This is a genomic window from Bradyrhizobium jicamae (genome assembly GCF_018130215.1).
GTDB classification, from domain to species: domain Bacteria; phylum Pseudomonadota; class Alphaproteobacteria; order Rhizobiales; family Xanthobacteraceae; genus Bradyrhizobium; species Bradyrhizobium jicamae_A.
Map to the genome: position 1 here is coordinate 38,902 of NZ_JAFCKQ010000001.1, position 17,434 is coordinate 56,335.

Genomic DNA, 17,434 nt, shown 5'->3' on the forward strand with positions numbered 1-17,434 from the left:
CACCCGAGCGACGCTCGACAAATCAGGTGCCTCCGCAACGCAATAGGCGTACCGTGCCAGCACAACAAGAGACGCGGGAGGCGACGATGATCGCGACGAGGTTCACAGAACTCGTTGGCTGCGCGGTGCCGATCCAGCAGGCAGGCATGGGCGCGGGCTCACCGCCTGAATTGGCCGCAGCAGTGTCGCAGGCCGGAGCCCTCGGGATGCTGGGCACCGCCCGACCCGGGCTTACTCCCGCCACGCTCGCCGATCTCCTCGAGCGGACACGCCTGCTTACTGACAGGCCGTTTGGAGTCAACTTCATCGTGGCCCCGATATTCCTCAACGGCTCGGCGACGCGGCCACCCCTTGATCTGACGTGCATTGAGATCGCTGCGCGCGCGGCGAAAGTCGTTGAGTTCTTCTACGGCGAGCCGGAACGTCGATTTGTAGAGATGGCGCACGCAGGCGGTGCGCTGGCTTGCTGGCAAGTTGGGTCACGGGAGGAGGCGGTCGCGGCAGCCCAGGCGGGATGCGACTTCGTCGTCGCGCAGGGCATCGAGGCAGGCGGACATGTGCGTGGGAAGACTCCCATGATGACATTGCTTCGCGAGGTGATCTCGGCGGTGGACGTGCCAGTGCTGGCGGCGGGTGGCATCGGCACCGGGCAGGCGGTGACGGCGGCTCTCGCGGCCGGAGCGGACGGCGTGCGCGTCGGGACTAGGTTTGTCGCCGCGGCTGAGGCGGCCGTACATCCGGAGTACGTCGCTGCCCTGATTGGCGCGGAAGCACAGGACACCGCCTACACCGAGGTGTTTTCGGCCACGTGGCCCGAGGCGCCGCATCGCGTTCTACGCTCGGCCATCGCGGCAGCGGAAGCCTTCCAGGGCGATATTGTTGGCGAGACGAGCCGCCTGGATGGGACGCGAATTCCGATCCTTCGCTTCGGGAGTGGCGTCCCCGATAAGACGACGACAGGAGCGATCGGGGCGATGGCGCTCTGGGCGGGAGAGTCTGTCGGCGCGGTAAAGCGTGTCCAGCCCGCGGCCGAAATCGTGCAGGAGCTGGTTGAGCAAGCGGAACGGTCCGGGTTGCGTGAAGAGCGGGCCGTCCAGGCTGCCTCCCGTTAGCGCCAATTGCGGTCCTATAAAAACTCCGACTTTATCGATCATGTCGGCTTCGAGATGAAGACCGGAAGTCATGCGTCATCGATCGAAACGACGCGAATGACCCTTATGCAACGTCGCCTTCACTAAGCCGCATACCGGTGAACTTGGAATATCTGCGCGTTGAGAATCACTCCGCCTTGATGTTGGCGGCGTGAATCACCTTTCCCCACTTCTCGGTCTCCCCGGCGATGAGCTTGCCGAAATCGGCTGGCGAGCCAACGAGCAGCGTGCCATCCCGCCCACGGTCGGAATGTCGGGTAGCGCCTCCGAGCGAGTGGCGGTGGTTATTGCCAGAGCGCGCAGCTTGCCGGCTCCCGTGTATGGAATCGACTGAGCAGGGTTGGCAAAAAGGGCTTGCACCGGTCCGCCGAGCAGATCGGTCAGCGCGGGTGCTACGCCGCGGTAAGGCACGTGCACCATCTCGACTTCAGCCATCATCTTGAACAGTTCGGCAGTGATGTGCGTGATCCCGCCGACGCCGCCTGAACCCACGCAGTTGAGCGATCGCCTCGGCCTCCGATTGAAGCTGGACGACCTTCATGTCCTGATAACTGTCGTGCGGGCCGGCAGTGACACTTCCGCACTGGAAGCCGGGGCTGCATGTGTCAGGTCATGCACCGTTTGGTTGCGGCGCCGACTCATCAAGATCAGGATGCCTCGTCTCCTCGAGGCCGGCGTTCACGTCCGGCTCGCCGGCCTCCGGCAGCCGGACTTGCATCAGCAAAAGGCCAGCCGCAGCCGAAATCCATACAAAGGTAAAGGCGATTTGCAATAGAAGCAGAACGTCTTCGTTTTTACCGAGGCTGGTTCCCGATCCGGTTACGGTCAGAATTGTTGTGAACGACAAGATAGTAAAGGTGCCAACAAGCACCAACATGAACATCTCTTTCATATAGCTTCCTCGCAGTTTGAGAGGCGCCCTTAAGTCGCGGGCCTTTTCATTCCAAATCCGGTTCTGAGGTGCCTCAAAGGCTCCCGCACCTCCGGAGACGGTGGAGGCAGGTGCTGAAGCTTCGGCCTGATCCGGGGTGAGCAAGGACGATCGAAAGTCCGAACCGACCGCCGCTTCCATTCTTGCCGCACCCGGTCCCAAACGGGCTGGAAGCATCGCGCGCCCAAGGGTGGAGCGCAAGCCGGGGCTTTCCCGGGGTCACCCCCTGAGAACTAGTGGGCAATCGCCATAAACCATCCCCCAAGACCTCCGGGACCAAACGTCCTGGAGGTTCTTTCTTTTGGGGCGTGGAATGCAGTCGAACAAAAACCGTGACTTCCTCTCATGCATGGTCTGCAGAGCGCCGTGTGCGTGAGCAAGAACCATGAATCGAATTCGTGCGTGGGTTGCGTGTGAGCCAGTTCACAGGTTGCCATCGCGTAAGCTGCTATAGTGCACCTTGCTGGGGAATTTCAGAGGGCCCAGTCACAGGCGCCGTCGGGACGCTCATTTTCGAGCCCGGCGGCGTAGCTTTTTAAGGGGCGGCCATCCAACTCGCAATTGAAGCTTCCTGAGCATGAGGTTCGACCCCACGCATGCCGTGATCGTGCTCATCAGCGCAATGATCGCGTGGCTTTCGCCTTTTGATATCGCCTTTGCTGCGGTGACCTTTGGATCACCGGTCCTGCGCGTTATCCTGATGGCAGCCGTGGCCCTATCCGGCGTGCATCTTGCGCGTTCCGCAAGTCTGCGGCTCGATGGCCACACTGCAAGGTCGCCAGCCCTGATCGGTGTAATGGCGGCCATGGTGGTCGCCGCATATGTGGTCCTCATTGATGCTTTCCTGTTTCGGCATCTGTTAGCGCCGGAGGTCGTTGAGTTTCTCAGATCCCCGGTAGCTCAGCGGCTGCTGCATTTCATGCTGCGCGCCTTCAACGAGAACGTGATCTATCGATCATTCGTGTTCTCGCTCTTGCTTTGTCTGGTCAGGACCAAATCGACGCTAGGCACCGTCGTCCTCATGGTCGTCGCGCAGCCGATCAACATAGGCGTCAACGTGGTGCTGCCGTCAGGCGATGCCTCGGTTGGAATGCTGGCCTATGACGCGCTGCGTTACGTCGTGCCCGGCGTGCTGTGGGCGTGGCTGTTCTGGCGGTTCGGCTTCGTGGTCGCCGAGGTGGCGTCGGTCGGCTGCCATGTCTTCTTGCAGCCGGCCTATGGCGTCCTCATCTAGAGCGCTCGCGTTGCCACGTAGCAAGTCCGCGCAATGCCAAATGCGGGCAATGAGGCGGTTCAGCGTACCTGATACCGCTTTCCACATCCCACGCGAGACAGGTGGCAACCCCTGGGAAGCTCGACTTTAGCTCCGAGTACGATCTGGTAGCTCGATTGCACGCGAAGGCGATTTAGACGACCGGTTGGGTCGGGCCTTCTCGCTGACTAGGCGAACGACGCTTTTGCATTTTGGGCAGTACAACAGCACTGCCTCAAATTCAGAGGTTAGCGACTCAGCGCCGACCGCACTCCTTGGGAGGCTGCAGGTCTCGCAGTTCTGCTCAGCGGAAATGGTCATGGTTGAACCCCGCTGTGATAAACTTGGGCCAATGCAGGCCCCGGTGTCGAAGTTACGGAGTGGCGGCCCATCCGGTTTCAATAAATATGCAAGGCGCCGCCGAAACAAAAACGACGGCCTCAGCGCGTCACAATACTGAGGCCGTTCAGTCGTGGGGTGCTCTGTCGCTCCAAATGGAGGCCGGTTGACCGAGCCAACTTTTGTTACCAGTCCAGCCTTACATGAACCTTACGCCTAGCAATATCATCATGCGCGCTTGACTTTCTGCACTCGTTCGAAAGCGTCAGACCGGCTTGGGATCACCGCGTCATGGTTTCGTGGATCGATTGAATCTGGCCCTTCGGGAGGCTCGACAGTCATATCGCCAAAGATCGAGCGCGAAGCCGGCCGCCGCAACCGGTTCAGCCTTTGGTGCCGTAACGTGTCCCTCCTGAACAGCAAGCCGTGCAGGTGGTACGCAAGGAGGAACAGACCGATTACAAAGCTGCCACTAAGGTAGGAAAGGTCCATGTCGGGACAGTGCCGCATGGAGTTCGGTTCCGGCAAATCACGAAGTGCTAGATTCTCGCGAGCAACTTGGCGATTACGGATTAGACCGTAAGTCGCGATCTTCTGTTGCTGTTGTTTGCGAATGCAAATGCGGCTTGTCGCGGATCATCGATACCCGCGGTGGGCCGGCTATAAACGCCGGCCCCACCGCTTTGACAACCTACTGCCCGCCCTGGATGGTTGTGAGGTGCGGTGCTTCCGTTGGCGGTGATGCGATTGTTCATATAGGAAAGCATCTGTCCGCCGCCGTTGCCGACACCGGCCTGGTTGCTCTTGATGAACCGGATGGCGATGGCATTGCCGTTGGTGAGATTCTGGAATTTGCAGTTTTCGATAATCACGGTCGCTCCGCCGGACACTAGGATGAACGGCGAGCCCTTTTGCGCAGCACCGATGCGGCTGGGCTGCAACATTGCTCGGCGCACGAGCTTCGCAAAGCAAGCGGGTTGGCAACGGCGGAGAGGGGAGCAGCAGCTCCTGAGCTTTGCGGCGTGTTTGGCTGGGGCAAACTCGACACCGCCGAGATCTATATCCGCGAAGCCAACAAATCGAAGATGAGCGCCAACGCGTTCACGCGTCTTGAAGAGTATCGGAACCGGAAAAGTGTCTCACTTTCGAGGACGAGATCGAGTGGTGAGACAATCGGAAAAAATACTCGTGACAAATCAAAGCCAAAATAGCCGCGTGGTGGGCCCGGCAGGACTCGAACCTGCAACCAGACCGTTATGAGCGGCCGGCTCTAACCATTGAGCTACAGGCCCCGCCGCCTGCGGGTCGCGCGAGGCGCGGCCGGCAACGGTGCCGGCTTCGTTTACAGGGTGACCGATGATCCGGCAATGGCGCTCCCCGGTCCCGGACAGGGTTGCCCAATGACGCATTCAGGGCCGCGGAGGCGGCCTGGACAGCCTGTCCGGCCTGCATCAAAAATCGATTTTCACCAATGATCTCAAGCTGATTTGGGTGGTCCAGTCCGGTTGCGAAAAAGATTCCGCTTTTCCCGTCGGGCAAATCAGATGTTCAATTCCGGCCGTCCCACCCGATCGAGGGGCGGCTCGCGATCGTCACGAACGTGGTGTGGGATGCGGTGGACGCCGAGTATGCGACTGACGAGGGCATGCGCGGCGGACGGTGAAGTCGTGTGGTCCTGACGCCCCAGTGGCAGGTGTCCTCCGCAAGACGCGACAGCGTCCTTGCGGTGGCGGTGACAAAAAAGCCCGGTCTCGCCGGGGAGAGCACGAAATAAGCCGTAGCCCATCGCGCAGGGAAGGCCGGGTCGTTCCCGGTTACACCTGTGGTCCTACCCCTGTGCTTTCTGTTGCACAGGGCCCATGGGTGCAATCGGCACCCGGTCTTCCCTGCGCCCTCTGCTTGATGGGAGGGCGGAACGAAACGCAGGACTCGGGCAAATCATGTCGCGAGAGCGCGGATCCATGCCTCGCAAGCGTGCCAAACATTCAGTGTCGTCCCGACGAAGGCCAGGACCCATTCACGATGTGTGCGGCGTGATCCTAATCCACCGACACCCCGGCGAACTCCACCACCTTGCGCCACTTGTCGGTCTCGTCGGAAACGAGCTTGCCGAATTCAGCAGGCGTCATCGGCTTCGGAATGCCGCCGACTTCCGAGAGACGCGCCACCAGCTTCGGATCCTTCAAGGCCTCGCCGACCGCCTTGTTGAGGAGATCGACGATCCCGGGCGGCGTACCCTTCGGCGCGGAGATGCCATAGAAGCCGACCGCCTCGAAGCCCGGTACCGTCTCGGCGATCGCCGGCACGTCGGGCACGCCGGGCCAGCGTTGCGGCGAGGTGACGCCGAGCGCGCGCACGCTGCCGCCGCGCGACTGCTCGAGCGCCGACGGCAGATTGTCGAAGATCAGCTGCACCTTGTTGGAGATGATGTCGGGGAAGGCGAGCGCCGAGCCGCGATACGGCACGTGCTGCATGTCGCATTTGGTCATCGCCTTGAACAATTCCGCCGACATGTGCACCGAGGTGCCGTTGCCGGACGAGGCGTAGGCGAGCTTGCCCGGATTGGCCTTGCAGTAGTCGATGAGTTCCTGGACGGTCTTCACCGGCAGTGCGTTGGTCACGACCAGCATGTTGGTGAGTTGCATGATACTCGCGACCGGCGTGGTGTCGCGCAGGAAATCGAACGGCAGTTTCCGGTAGAGCGAGGTCGAGATCGCGTTGTTTGGCCCGACGAACAGCAGCGTGTAGCCGTCCGCCGGCGAGTTGATCGCAGCCGCGGCTGCGATGTTGCCGCCGGAGCCGGCGCGGTTCTCGACCACGAATTGCTGGCCGAGATGATCCGAAAGCCACTGCGCCATGATGCGCGCCACGATATCGACCGGGCCGCCGGCGGCGAAGCCGATCAGCCAGCGCACCGGGCGGTTCGGATAGTCGGCGGCGGCGGACGGTGCGGCCGAAGCGAGGACGCAGACGAAGCCAAGCAGCGCAGCACGGATCAGGGCGATCATCGTCACTCCCGTCATTTTCTTGTGACCGTTGCCGGCAATGCTTTCACAAAACGTCGGCTTTGCCTACGACCCCCCGCATGCGACGATCCGCCCCGCGTCGGTTGCTGCTTGAGGCTTGCCATGAAATTCGCTGCTATGATCTGCGCTGGCGCGCTGCTGTTCGCGAGCGGCGCTGGTGCGGAAGAGGGGAAGCCCATGCCGAAGACGACGATCCATTTCGGCACGGCGACGCCGGGCGGCGGCTTTCCGCTCTATGGCAATGCCTTCGCCGAGCTCATGAACGCGGCCGATCCGACGCTGTCGATCGAGCCGCGCAACACCAAGGGCTCCAACGAGAACATCCCGCTGCTCGAGGCTGGCAGCATCGATATCGCAACGGTCGCGGGCGAGCCGGCCTATGAGGCCTTCAAGGGCATCGGCCGCCCACCTGCGACCAAGCTGAAGATCCTCGCCGCGATGTATTCGAGCCCGGGCATGTTCGTGGTCCGCGCCGACAGCCCCTACCGGAGGATCAGGGACCTGGTCGGCCAGCCGGTCGCGTTCGGTGCCAAGGGCTCGGGCCTGCCGATCCTGTCGCGCTACATCCTCGACGGCATCGGGCTGAAGCAGGACGAAGACTTCAGATCGATCTAGCTCGACCGCGCCGGCGATGGCCCTGCGATGGTGCAGGATGGTCGCGCCGCCGCGCTGTGGGGCGCCGGCATCGGCTGGCCCGGCTTCACCAGAATGGCCGAGAGCGAGCATGGGGCGCGCTTCATCGCGCCTGATACTGACGAGATTGCAAAAGTTCTCGCCAGGCACAGTTTCCTGAAGGCCCTGACGGTGCCCGCGAACAGCTATCCGAAGCAGACCGAGCCGATCGCCTCGGTCGGCTCCTGGAGCTACATCCTGGTGCGCGACAGCCTGCCCGACGACGTCGCCTATCGCCTGGCGAAAACGCTGCACGGGATCGAGGCCGACTTCTGCAAGAAGCTTGCGCAGGCCTGCGAAACCACGGCCGTAAACACCGTCGCCGCCGCGCCTGACAGCAGTTTGATCCACCCCGGCGTGCTCAGATATTTCCGCGAGATCGGGGTGGCGAAGTGACGGAGGAGTAATTGGTGACAGTCATTCCGGGGCGATGCGTTAGCATCGAACCCGGAATCTCGAGATTCCGGGTCTGGTCCTTCGGACTATCAGGGAATGACGACCTGCGGTGGTCACTTCTTCACCAGCGGGCAGGCCGGGTCCGGCGGACCGAACGCGTCCGCGCCCGAGATCTTCGCCAGGATCTTGTAATAGTCCCACGGATATTTCGACTCCGCCGGCGTCTTGACCTGCACCAGCCAGAGGTCGTGGACCATCAGATTGTCCTCGCGCAGCTTGCCGTTGCGGGCGAAGAAATCTTCGACCGGCGTCTCGCGCATCTTGGCTGCGACCTTCAGCGGATCGTCGGTTCCGGACGCCTTGATCGCGTTGAGATAAGCCATCACGGAGGAATAGACACCCGCCTGCCACATCGTCGGCATGCGGTTCATCTTGGCGAAATAGCGCTTCGACCATTCGCGAGTCTTGTCGTCCATGTCCCAGTAGAACGACGTTGTGAGCAGAAGTCCCTGCGCCGCCGACAGGCCGATCGAGTGGACGTCGGTGATCAGCGCGAGCAGCGCGGCCATCTGCTGTCCGCCGGCCATGATGCCGAATTCGCCGGCGGTCTTGATCTCGTTGGTATTGTTGGGCGGCCCGCCGGCAATGCCGATGATCTTCGCCTTCGACGCCTGCGCCTGCAGGATGAAGGACGACAGATCGGGCGTCGCAAACGGCGGCCGCACCGACCCCAGCACCTTGCCGCCGTTCTTCGTCACCACGGCGGAGGCATCCTTCTCCAGCGAATGGCCGAACGCGTAGTCGTCGGTGATGAAGAACCAGCTGTCGCCGCCGCGCTTCACCACCTCCTGCGCGGTGCCGACCGCAAGCGCCCTGGTGTCGAACACCCACTGGATCGTGTAGGGCGAGCAGAACTTGCCGTGGAAATCGGTGGCGCCGGTCGAATGGGTGATGAACAGCTTCTTCTTCTCGTTGGCGATGTTCTGCACCGCGAGCCCGACCGCCGAGACCGGCACGTCGACGATCAGGTCGACCTGGTCGACGTCGTACCAGCGCCGTGCGATGCCGGCGCCGATGTCGGGCTTGAGCTGATGGTCGCCGACGATCACCGTGACCGGCTTGCCAAGCACCGTGCCGCCGAAATCGTCGACGGCCATCTGTGCTGCGGTGACCGAGCCCTGTCCGGTCGGCGTCGAGGCCGGGCCGTTCATGTCGGTCAGCACGCCGATCTTGACCACGTCGTCGGACACCTGCGCGAGCGCGGCCGGCGAGGCCAGCAGCGCGGCTGCAAGGGCTCCGAGCATGGATAGTCTCTTGGCGATCATCCTGTTTCCCTCCCTGGATTGGCGCATTGGCCGTTATTGCTTGTGCCGGGCCCCTCCGGAGCCCCGCCATATTGGTTTCTTTTGCAACTATTTTGGGGCCGGCGTCAACGCACCTTCGGTCTAATGGCGGAGGCCCGGAAGGGCTTTTCGGAGGCGCGCTGCCTCCCACCGGCCATGAGCATCGCGCCGGCCGCCCATGCGCGCGGGCTCGATTTCATTCCGTTCGCCGAAGCGCAGTATGGCGCATGGCAAGACAGTGGGCAGGGACGTGATGCCGGGGCCACTTTCGATCGCGATCATCGGCGCCGGCATGGGCGGCCTTGCGACCGCCGCGGCGCTGCGCCGTGTCGGGATCGACGTCACGGTGTACGAGCAGGCGACGCAGTTCGCACGCCTCGGTGCCGGCATCCAGATCGGCTGCAATGCGATGAAGGTGCTGCGCAGGCTCGGGCTGGAAGACCGGCTGCGTGGCGGCTCGTTCTATCCGCGCTCCTGGAACAATCGCGACTGGTCGACCGGCGAGGTCAAGTTCGACATGATATTCGGCGAGAGCGCCGAGGAGAAATTCGGCGCGCCCTACCTGCTCGCGCATCGCGGCGACCTGCATGCGGCGCTCGCGAGCGCGGTGCCTGACGAATGCATCAGGCTTGGCCACAGGCTCACCGGGCTGGATCATATCGCCGACGGCAGCGTGCGGCTCGTCTTCGCCAATGGTGCGACAGCCACAGCCGATGCGGTCGTCGCCGCCGACGGCGTGCATTCTGTGGTGCGCGACATGCTGTTCGCGACCGCGCCGGTGAAATTCACCGGGCGCATCGCCTATCGCACGACCTATCCGGCGACCTTGCTCGGCGGTGAAAGGATCGATGACTGCACCAAATGGTGGGGCGAGGATCGCCACATCGTGATCTATTACGTCAAGCCTGATCGCAGCGAGTTGTATTTCGTGACCAGCCAGCCGGAGCCGGATTTCAGGATCGAATCCTGGTCGGCCAAGGGCGACGTCGGTGAGTTGCGCAAATCGTTCGAGGGCTTCCATCCCCAGGTCGGCCAGGTGCTCGCCGCCTGTCCCGATGTGCACAAATGGGCGATCATGGATCGCGATGCCCTGCCGCGCTGGGCGGAAGGCAACGTGACCCTGCTCGGCGACGCCTGTCATCCGATGACGCCCTACATGGCGCAGGGCGCCGCGATGGCGATCGAGGATGGCGCGGTGCTGTCCCGCTGTCTTGACGGTGCCGAGCGGGATGGCGTCGCCGACGCATTTCGCCGTTTCGAAGCAACCCGAAAGGAGCGTACGACGCGGGTGCAGGAGACCTCGCGCGCCAATACCTGGCTGCGCGGACGAACCAATGCCGACTGGGTCTATGGTTACGATGCGTGGACAGTGCCGCTGGCGGCGTGAAGGCAGGCGCGTCGTGCAGCACCCCCCGCGAGCTCAGTGCCGGAAGGCTGCCTCCACGAACTCCAGTACGGAGCGCGGGACGTCGTCGTACTCCGCAATGCGGCGCCGGAGCTCGTCGGCGATGTCCCTGGTTACATCGCGAGACCATCCCTCGGCCGTGTTGAAGGCCACAATGCGAACCGGATGGCTATACTGGTCGTCCATGAGACGTCGGATCAGCGTCTTCCGATCGCTGCCTTCGTCATCCGTTTCGCACCAGGCGCAGCCCAGTCTGCCGAAATTATTCAGCACCAGATAGGTGTCATGGTCCACTTGCTGCGGCGCGATCGGAGGCGCGCGAGACATGTGCGAAACTCCCGCTGCGACGAAATGAACGGAACCTTACCCGCTTTCAGTCGTCCCCTATAGGGAGCCTCCTGGAAAATTCGAGGTATATCAAACGGATATTAAGTGGCGTATCGGCCCCCTGGCAGGAGCGTCGGATACGACAAAGGATGCAATGGTCCCGTTGAAGCAAAGCGCCGCCTCGCGCGTTATCGTTGATCACTGGGAGGGCCCAACGCAGGCGCCGGTTGCTGAGAGACCAAATGGGGCTCCCGCCCGTGTCAGGGAGCAATGCGATGTTGAGACGACTTCGTTTCAGGAACACGACCTTGGAAGAAGTCCTGGCGGGCCAGCCGCAGCGCCTTCGGAAGAGATTCAGGGCGCGCGAACAGGCCGCGAAAGAGAACCGATCGGCGAGGCTTGCCAAGCCAGGACGGCCGGTCAGTCAACGGTTGCTGCAGGCATAAGCCCAGTCTCATTGAGCCGTCGCCTCATCCAGCGCCGCCAGCCGTTCGGCATCTGCGATGTCGTGCACGGTGTTGGCGTTGAAGAAGGGATCGAGAGGCGTGACCGGCCAGGTCACGGTGGCGAGCCGGTAGCGCGCCGTCCAGCGGTCGATCTTTCTGACGTCCTCGACGACCAGCGCGTGGCGCAGTTCGTCGCGCAAGCCAACGTTCCACAACCCGATCACCGGATGCGACTGCCCGCCGGAGGCGGCGACCGCGAGTTGTGCGTTCTGTTCACAAAGGGCGTGGTACAGCCGCGCCACCAGGTCGCGCGGCAGGAACGGGCAGTCGGCGGCGGCGCTCAGGATCAGGGCGACATCGGGCCGGTGCGCGGCGACCCAATCGAGCGCGGCGAGAATGCCGGCGAGCGGACCGGGAAAATCCGCCACCGTGTCGGCGATCACGGGCAATCCGAATGCGGCAAAGCGCGACGGATCACCGTTTGCGTTCAGGATCAGGCCCTCGCATTGCGGCGTCAGCCGCGCGACCACGCGTTCCAGAATGGTGCGGCCGCCGATCGTGCGCATCGGCTTGTCGCCGCCGCCCATGCGGCGCGCCAGGCCGCCGGCGAGCAAGACGCCGGGGATATTATTCGTCACGCGCCTCGCCCTTGCGTTTGTGCCGCGCCGATTCCTCCTCGACATAGTCGAGATTCTGGTCGAACACGATGCGCTCCTGTCCCGACAGCGCGATGAAACGTTTGCCGCGGGCACGGCCGATCAGCGTCAGCCCGACCTGCCGCGCCAGTTCGACGCCCCAGGCCGTGAAGCCCGAGCGCGACACCAGGATCGGGATCCCCATCCGCACCGTCTTGATCACCATCTCGGAGGTCAGCCGTCCGGTGGTGTAGAGGATCTTGTCACCGGGATCGACGCCATGGCGGTAGATCCAGCCCGCGATCTTGTCGACCGCGTTGTGGCGGCCGACATCCTCGGTGTAGCAGACAGGCGTGCCTTCCTTGCACAGCACGCAGCCATGGATCGCGCCGGCCTCGAGATAGAGCGAGGGCATGGTGTTGATCGCCTGCGTCATCTGATAGAGCCACGACGTGCGCAGCTCGGCCTTCGGCAGCGCGACGCTTTCGACCGCCTCCAGGAGATCGCCGAACGCGGTGCCCTGCGCGCAGCCGGAGGTTTGCGTGCGCTTCTTCAGCTTGTGCTCGAAATTGGTGTGGTGCTCGGTACGGACAACGACGACCTGGAGGTCGTCGTGATATTCGACCTCGGTCACCGCGTCGTCGTATTTCAGCATGTTCTGGTTCAGGAGATAGCCGAGCGCCAGATATTCCGGATAGTCGCCGATCGTCATCATGGTGACGATCTCCTGGGCGTTGAGATACAGCGTCAGCGGCCGCTCGACCGGCACCCTGATCTCGGCCTCGGCTCCGGTCTGGTCGATCCCCTTGACGCGCTCGGTGAGACGCGGATCGTCCGGATTGGGCACGATCAGGGGAACGGGCGCTTTCTCCATTTTCATCATGTCGCGGACCGTAGCATGACAAGAGCTCACAGCCGATATAAAGCGTTCATACCTAATGCCTAGGGCCGGTTCCGGCCGGCGCTGGAGAATGCAATGAAAGTGATTGGCCTCGCGGGATGGAGCGGCGCCGGCAAGACCACCTTGCTGTCGCGGGTGATCCCTTATTTGCTGGGCCGCGGCCTGCGCATCTCCGTGATCAAGCACGCCCATCACGAGTTCGACGTCGACGTGCCGGGCAAGGATTCCTGGGTGCACCGGCAGTCCGGCGCGACCGAGGTGCTGGTGTCCTCGACGCGGCGCTGGGCCCTCATGCACGAGCTGCGCGGCGCCGAGGAACCGCGGTTGCCGGAGCTGCTGACGAAGATGGCGCGGGTCGATCTGGTCGTGGTCGAGGGGTTCAAACGCGAACTGCTCAACAAGATCGAAGTGCACCGCTCGGCCAACGGCAAGCCTCTGTTGTTCCCGGACGACCCGCTTGTGGTCGGTATCGCCAGTGACGTCAAGGTTGCAACGACGCTGCCGTTCGCCCATCTCGACGACATCGAGAAGGTCGCAGCATTGATGTTGCGGTCCGCGGTTCCTGTCGACGACGTGCTGGCGACGGCTTCAGCCGAAACCTGACGAGGCCAGATGGCGCAGCTGTCCGACGATTGCTTTGCCTTTGGTGGACCGATGATGTCGGTGGACGAGGCGGTGCGCCTGATCGCCGAGCGCGTGACCAGGGTTGCTGATGTCGAGGTCGTGTCGCTTGCTGCGGCCGATGGCCGCGTCATCGCACGGGACATCGCAGCGCCCCTGGCCCTGCCGCCCTTCACCAACTCCGCCGTCGACGGTTATGCGGTCGCGAGCTCCGACCTGCCGAAAACGGAAGCACGAGCCTTTCCTCTGTCCGGCCGCGTGCAGGCCGGGGCGTCAGCGCAGACGGCGGTGCGGCACGGCGAGGCGATGCGCATCTTCACCGGCGCACCGATGCCAGACGGTACCGACACCGTGTTCATGCAGGAGGATGTTCGCCTCGAGGATGGCAAGGTGCTGCTGCCGGCGGGGCTGAAGCCCGGCGCCAATGTCCGCCCGGCCGGCGAGGACGTTCCGCTCGGGCATGTTGCCTTGCAGGCGGGCCGGCGGTTGCGGCCGCAGGATGTAGCGCTTGCGGCAGCCTTTGGCCTGACCGAGCTTGCCGTGGTCAGGCGGCTGCGTGTTGCCGTGTTCTCGACCGGCGATGAGCTGGTCTCGCCCGGCGAGCAGCGCGCGGCGCCCCAGCTCTTCGACTCCAACCGATTCATGCTGATGGCGATGCTGCGCCGGCTCGGCTGCGACGTCAGCGATCTCGGCATCCTGCGCGACGAACGCACCTCGCTCGCGGCGGCGCTGCGCATGGTGGCAGGCCAACATGACCTGATCCTCACCACCGGCGGCGTCTCGACCGGCGAGGAGGATCACGTCAAGGCCGGCGTCGAGGCTGTCGGCAAGCTGGTGCTGTGGCGGATGGCAATCAAGCCCGGGCGTCCGGTTGCGATGGGCATCATCGATGGGACGCCGCTGATCGGGCTGCCGGGCAACCCGGTAGCGAGTTTTGTCACCTTTGTGCATGTGGTGCGCCCGACGGTGCTGGCGCTATTGGGCGCGCGGCAGGAGCTGCTGGTCCCGATGCCGGTGCGTGCGGCCTTCACCTACAGGAAGAAGATCGCGCGCCGCGAATATGTCCGCGTCAGCCTGCGCCAGGCGGTCGACGGCACGCGCGAGGCGATCAAGTTTCCCCGCGAAGGCGCCGGCCTGTTGTCGTCTCTGGTCGACACCGACGGCCTCGTCGAACTGGGCGAACAGGTGACGCGGGTCGAGCCCGGCCAGACGGTCGGCTTCCTGTCCTATGCAATGCTGATGTGAGCGTCCTGGATTATGAAAACGACCAAACTCGATCTTACCGGCCTGAAATGCCCGCTGCCGGCCTTGAAGACGCGCAAGGCGCTCAAGAGCGTGATTCCGGGCGATTGCCTCGAAGTGCATTGCACGGATCCGCTCTCGGTGATCGACATTCCGACCTTGATCCAGGAGACCGGCGACAAGGTCGAGATCCTCGAACGTAGCGATGTTCGCATCGTCTTTCTGATCGAGAAGGCAAATGGAGCGATAGGCAAGTCAAATGCTGCATCGCCGCGTGTCGGCTAGGCGACGCTTGATATCTACCTTTTACCTATCGACACCTATTCCTCCTTCTGCGCGAATTGATAATCTCCACCGGGTTGTGGAGTTGGAGTCGTGTCCGGACAAAGGCGCTCCGGGCGCTTGGATCATTTAGGGCAGGCTTACTTCCAGATCGGGGCCGCGCAGCCGGGTGCAGATCCGGTCGCGCAGGGGGTTGAGATTCCGGAATGCGCATGGCTGATCCCGGTGCATTCAAGGAGTTGGAACGCCGGCGCAGCGCTGTGCCGCAAGGGGCTGAAACGGGATCGAAGACGGCAGACCAGCCACGCGCAAGGGCGGCTGCAGGGAGGTTGCTATGACGACGATGAGCAGCGCCGGAACCGTTGCCGGAGCAGGCGCAGGTGTCCTCGACAGGGAACGGACGGTCGCGACAGCCGGCTTCAATCGCTGGCTGGTGCCGCCGGCTGCACTTTGCATCCATCTCTGCATCGGCATGGCCTATGGCTTCTCGGTGTTCTGGCTGCCGCTATCGCGTGCGATCGGGCTGAATGCACCCAAGGCCTGCCCCGACATCTCGCTGATCGGCGAGTTGTTCACGACAACTTGCGACTGGAAGGTCGCGAGCCTCGGGTGGATGTTCACGTTGTTCTTCGTGCTGCTCGGCGTTTCCGCTGCGATCTGGGGCGGATGGCTCGAGCGCGTCGGACCGCGCAAGGCGGGCGTGGTCGCGGCATTGTGCTGGGGCGGCGGGCTGATCGTCGCCGCGTTCGGCATCTACGTGCATCAGCTCTGGATCATGTGGCTGGGCGCCGGCGTGATTGGTGGCGTCGGCCTCGGCCTCGGCTACATCTCGCCGGTCTCGACGCTGATCAAGTGGTTTCCCGACCGCCGCGGTATGGCGACCGGAATGGCCATCATGGGGTTCGGCGGCGGCGCCATGATCGGTGCGCCACTCGCGAACCTCTTGATCAACTACTTCAAGACACCGACCTCGGTCGGTGTCTGGGAGACGTTCGTCGTGATGGGCGTCATCTATTTCGTATTCATGATGATCGGCGCCTTCGCCTATCGCGTGATCCCGCCGGGCTGGCAGCCGGAAGGCTGGACGCCGCCGAGCGAGAAGAAGTCGATGATCTCGGAGCACAATGTGCATCTGGACAATGCGCACAAGACGCCGCAGTTCTGGCTGATCTGGTGGGTGCTCTGCCTGAACGTGTCGGCCGGCATCGGCGTGATCGGCATGGCCTCGCCGATGCTCCAGGAGATTTTTGCCGGCAAGCTGATCGGACATCCCGAACTGGCCTTCGGTCAGCTTTCGGTCGAGCAGAAGACCGTCATCGCGGGTATCGCCGCGGGCTTTGCCGGCCTGTTGTCGTTGTTCAACATCGGTGGCCGCTTCTTCTGGGCCTCGCTGTCGGACTATATCGGCCGCAAGAACACCTACTACACGTTCTTTGTCCTCGGCATCGCGCTCTACGCGCTGGCGCCGACCTTTGCGGCGATGGGCTCGAAGCTTCTCTTCGTGCTCGGCTTCGGCATCATCCTGTCGATGTATGGCGGTGGCTTCGCCACGGTGCCGGCCTATCTGGCCGACATGTTCGGCACCCAGTTCGTCGGCGCGATCCATGGCCGGCTGCTGACGGCGTGGTCGACGGCGGGCATCATCGGCCCGGTGGTGGTGAATTACATCCGCGAATTCCAGCTCGCCGCCGGCGTGCCGCGCGACCAGCTCTACAACACGACGATGTACATCCTGTGCGCCATGCTGATCGCGGGCCTGATTTGCAACTATCTGATCAAGCCGGTCGATCCGAAGTGGCACATGAGCGAGCAGGAGGTCGCCCGGTTGCAGGCGGCAAGCGCCAAGGGCGACGCAGCGATCCAGCATGGATCGTTCGGCATCGGCAAGGGCGGCCTGGACGTCAAGGCGGCGTTGTTCTGGCTGTTCGTTGGCATTCCGCTGGCCTGGGGCGTCTGGAAGACGCTGGAAAGCGCCGTCAAGATCCTCTGAGCGTCATTCACGACGCCGCGGGTTGCCCCCTTACGGCATCCTGCGGCGCTCCGTTGTCTGAACAAGAAAAAGACTGGAGAATTTCAATGTCTCGAACCCGGATGTGTGTTGCCGCCGCGTTCCTCGCCATGGGGCTTCACGCAGCGTCGGCGCAGACCACCGCGCCGGCCGCGCCAGCCCCTGCGGCCAGCACCGCCAAACCGTCGAAGATGAAGCTGACGATGGAGAAGCTGAAGGCCATGAAGGCTCACTGGCGGGCCAACAAGCCGAAGCTCAAGGCCTGTCGCAAGGAGGTGAGGGCCAAGGGGCTCGCCGGCGACGACCGCTGGTTCTACATCGCGGATTGCATGGAGAAGACGTGAGAACCTGGCGGTCCGCAACGCGTTGATTGAGGGGGCGTGACAGCGATGGCTGCATGCCCCCTAATGCTTCCTGGAACTCTTCGAATTTTGTTGGCATCTGGCATGCCAAGAGC

The 17,434-nt window shown here is 63.2% G+C and carries 16 protein-coding genes, 1 tRNA gene and 1 pseudogene; 9 read left to right on the plus strand and 9 right to left on the minus strand.

All coding sequences use genetic code 11. The features are described 5' to 3' along the window. Positions 1-86: 86 nt before the first annotated feature. Positions 87-1,112 carry a nitronate monooxygenase family protein gene (locus tag JQ586_RS00175; RefSeq protein WP_212392455.1) on the plus strand — a complete coding sequence of 342 codons (1,026 nt, stop codon included), beginning with the start codon at positions 87-89 and terminating at the stop codon, positions 1,110-1,112. A gap of 195 nt (positions 1,113-1,307) precedes the next feature. Here JQ586_RS00175 and JQ586_RS41440 read toward each other — a convergent pair whose 3' ends face one another. Both JQ586_RS41440 and JQ586_RS00185 read right to left on the minus strand, forming a co-directional pair. Continuing rightward, positions 1,308-1,643: a tripartite tricarboxylate transporter substrate-binding protein gene (locus JQ586_RS41440; protein ID WP_212392456.1), complete on the minus strand. Its 336-nt coding sequence runs from the start codon at positions 1,641-1,643 to the stop codon at positions 1,308-1,310. A gap of 118 nt (positions 1,644-1,761) precedes the next feature. Then, positions 1,762-2,223, minus strand: a complete 462-nt coding sequence (locus JQ586_RS00185; RefSeq protein WP_212392457.1) for a hypothetical protein — start codon at positions 2,221-2,223, stop codon at positions 1,762-1,764. 436 nt (positions 2,224-2,659) lie between these two features. Here JQ586_RS00185 and JQ586_RS00190 point away from each other — a divergent pair, with 436 nt between their 5' ends. Further along, entirely contained in the window at positions 2,660-3,316 is a 657-nt protein-coding gene (locus tag JQ586_RS00190) for a hypothetical protein (RefSeq protein ID WP_212392458.1), read from the plus strand. 929 nt (positions 3,317-4,245) lie between these two features. Here JQ586_RS00190 and JQ586_RS00195 read toward each other — a convergent pair. The 3 genes from JQ586_RS00195 to JQ586_RS00205 form a co-directional block, all read right to left on the minus strand. Further along, a complete protein-coding gene (locus JQ586_RS00195; protein WP_212392459.1) occupies positions 4,246-4,617 on the minus strand; it encodes a hypothetical protein in 372 nt (123 codons plus the stop codon). 272 nt (positions 4,618-4,889) lie between these two features. After that, a tRNA-Ile gene (locus JQ586_RS00200) sits at positions 4,890-4,965 on the minus strand. A gap of 747 nt (positions 4,966-5,712) precedes the next feature. Beyond that, on the minus strand, positions 5,713-6,681 hold the full coding sequence (locus JQ586_RS00205) for a tripartite tricarboxylate transporter substrate binding protein (protein WP_212392460.1): 969 nt from the start codon (positions 6,679-6,681) through the stop codon (positions 5,713-5,715). A gap of 120 nt (positions 6,682-6,801) precedes the next feature. Here JQ586_RS00205 and JQ586_RS00210 point away from each other — a divergent pair. Then, a pseudogene (locus tag JQ586_RS00210) lies at positions 6,802-7,767 on the plus strand (TAXI family TRAP transporter solute-binding subunit). 113 nt (positions 7,768-7,880) lie between these two features. Here JQ586_RS00210 and JQ586_RS00215 read toward each other — a convergent pair. Beyond that, positions 7,881-9,071, minus strand: a complete 1,191-nt coding sequence (locus JQ586_RS00215; protein ID WP_249147166.1) for an ABC transporter substrate-binding protein — start codon at positions 9,069-9,071, stop codon at positions 7,881-7,883. Positions 9,072-9,330: 259 nt separating this feature from the next. Between JQ586_RS00215 and JQ586_RS00220 the strand changes: the two genes are divergently transcribed. Further along, positions 9,331-10,497: an FAD-dependent monooxygenase gene (locus JQ586_RS00220; RefSeq protein WP_249147167.1), complete on the plus strand. Its 1,167-nt coding sequence runs from the start codon at positions 9,331-9,333 to the stop codon at positions 10,495-10,497. Between the two features lie 33 nt (positions 10,498-10,530). Here the strand turns inward: JQ586_RS00220 and JQ586_RS00225 are convergent, their stop codons facing one another. From JQ586_RS00225 to fdhD, 3 genes are all read right to left on the minus strand, one after another. Further along, complete coding sequence (locus JQ586_RS00225) at positions 10,531-10,842, minus strand: hypothetical protein (protein ID WP_212392462.1); 312 nt, start codon at positions 10,840-10,842, stop codon at positions 10,531-10,533. Between the two features lie 454 nt (positions 10,843-11,296). Continuing rightward, positions 11,297-11,971: a molybdenum cofactor guanylyltransferase MobA gene (mobA, locus tag JQ586_RS00230; RefSeq protein ID WP_212392463.1), complete on the minus strand. Its 675-nt coding sequence runs from the start codon at positions 11,969-11,971 to the stop codon at positions 11,297-11,299. Continuing rightward, positions 11,916-12,806, minus strand: coding sequence for a formate dehydrogenase accessory sulfurtransferase FdhD (gene fdhD, locus JQ586_RS00235; protein ID WP_212392464.1), 891 nt, complete (start codon positions 12,804-12,806; stop codon positions 11,916-11,918). The genes mobA and fdhD overlap by 56 nt, the downstream gene beginning before the upstream one ends. Before the next feature lie 93 nt (positions 12,807-12,899). Between fdhD and mobB the strand changes: the two genes are divergently transcribed. The 5 genes from mobB (at position 12,900) to JQ586_RS00260 (ending at position 17,321) form a co-directional block, all read left to right on the plus strand. Further along, positions 12,900-13,427, plus strand: a complete 528-nt coding sequence (gene mobB, locus JQ586_RS00240) for a molybdopterin-guanine dinucleotide biosynthesis protein B (protein ID WP_212392465.1) — start codon at positions 12,900-12,902, stop codon at positions 13,425-13,427. Between the two features lie 9 nt (positions 13,428-13,436). Continuing rightward, positions 13,437-14,690: a gephyrin-like molybdotransferase Glp gene (gene glp / locus JQ586_RS00245; protein ID WP_212392466.1), complete on the plus strand. Its 1,254-nt coding sequence runs from the start codon at positions 13,437-13,439 to the stop codon at positions 14,688-14,690. A gap of 12 nt (positions 14,691-14,702) precedes the next feature. Then, on the plus strand, positions 14,703-14,972 hold the full coding sequence (locus JQ586_RS00250; RefSeq protein ID WP_212392467.1) for a sulfurtransferase TusA family protein: 270 nt from the start codon (positions 14,703-14,705) through the stop codon (positions 14,970-14,972). A 331-nt stretch (positions 14,973-15,303) separates the two neighbouring features. After that, positions 15,304-16,959: an OFA family MFS transporter gene (locus tag JQ586_RS00255; RefSeq protein WP_212392468.1), complete on the plus strand. Its 1,656-nt coding sequence runs from the start codon at positions 15,304-15,306 to the stop codon at positions 16,957-16,959. Positions 16,960-17,045: 86 nt separating this feature from the next. Further along, positions 17,046-17,321 carry a hypothetical protein gene (locus JQ586_RS00260; RefSeq protein ID WP_212392469.1) on the plus strand — a complete coding sequence of 92 codons (276 nt, stop codon included), beginning with the start codon at positions 17,046-17,048 and terminating at the stop codon, positions 17,319-17,321. The last annotated feature ends 113 nt before the right edge of the window (positions 17,322-17,434 follow it).

Bases quoted from the DNA above. Each gene is read 5' to 3' on its own strand.
- JQ586_RS00175 (WP_212392455.1), top strand. From the start codon at position 87: ATGATCGCGACGAGGTTCACAGAACTCGTTGGCTGCGCGGTGCCGATC.
- JQ586_RS00185 (WP_212392457.1), bottom strand. From the start codon at position 2,223: ATGGAAGCGGCGGTCGGTTCGGACTTTCGATCGTCCTTGCTCACCCCG.
- JQ586_RS00190 (WP_212392458.1), top strand. From the start codon at position 2,660: ATGAGGTTCGACCCCACGCATGCCGTGATCGTGCTCATCAGCGCAATG.
- JQ586_RS00195 (WP_212392459.1), bottom strand. From the start codon at position 4,617: ATGTTGCAGCCCAGCCGCATCGGTGCTGCGCAAAAGGGCTCGCCGTTC.
- JQ586_RS00205 (WP_212392460.1), bottom strand. From the start codon at position 6,681: ATGATCGCCCTGATCCGTGCTGCGCTGCTTGGCTTCGTCTGCGTCCTC.
- JQ586_RS00215 (WP_249147166.1), bottom strand. From the start codon at position 9,071: ATGCTCGGAGCCCTTGCAGCCGCGCTGCTGGCCTCGCCGGCCGCGCTC.
- JQ586_RS00220 (WP_249147167.1), top strand. From the start codon at position 9,331: ATGGCGCATGGCAAGACAGTGGGCAGGGACGTGATGCCGGGGCCACTT.
- JQ586_RS00225 (WP_212392462.1), bottom strand. From the start codon at position 10,842: ATGTCTCGCGCGCCTCCGATCGCGCCGCAGCAAGTGGACCATGACACC.
- mobA (WP_212392463.1), bottom strand. From the start codon at position 11,971: ATGTCGAGGAGGAATCGGCGCGGCACAAACGCAAGGGCGAGGCGCGTG.
- fdhD (WP_212392464.1), bottom strand. From the start codon at position 12,806: ATGATGAAAATGGAGAAAGCGCCCGTTCCCCTGATCGTGCCCAATCCG.
- mobB (WP_212392465.1), top strand. From the start codon at position 12,900: ATGAAAGTGATTGGCCTCGCGGGATGGAGCGGCGCCGGCAAGACCACC.
- glp (WP_212392466.1), top strand. From the start codon at position 13,437: ATGGCGCAGCTGTCCGACGATTGCTTTGCCTTTGGTGGACCGATGATG.
- JQ586_RS00250 (WP_212392467.1), top strand. From the start codon at position 14,703: ATGAAAACGACCAAACTCGATCTTACCGGCCTGAAATGCCCGCTGCCG.
- JQ586_RS00255 (WP_212392468.1), top strand. From the start codon at position 15,304: ATGACGACGATGAGCAGCGCCGGAACCGTTGCCGGAGCAGGCGCAGGT.
- JQ586_RS00260 (WP_212392469.1), top strand. From the start codon at position 17,046: ATGTCTCGAACCCGGATGTGTGTTGCCGCCGCGTTCCTCGCCATGGGG.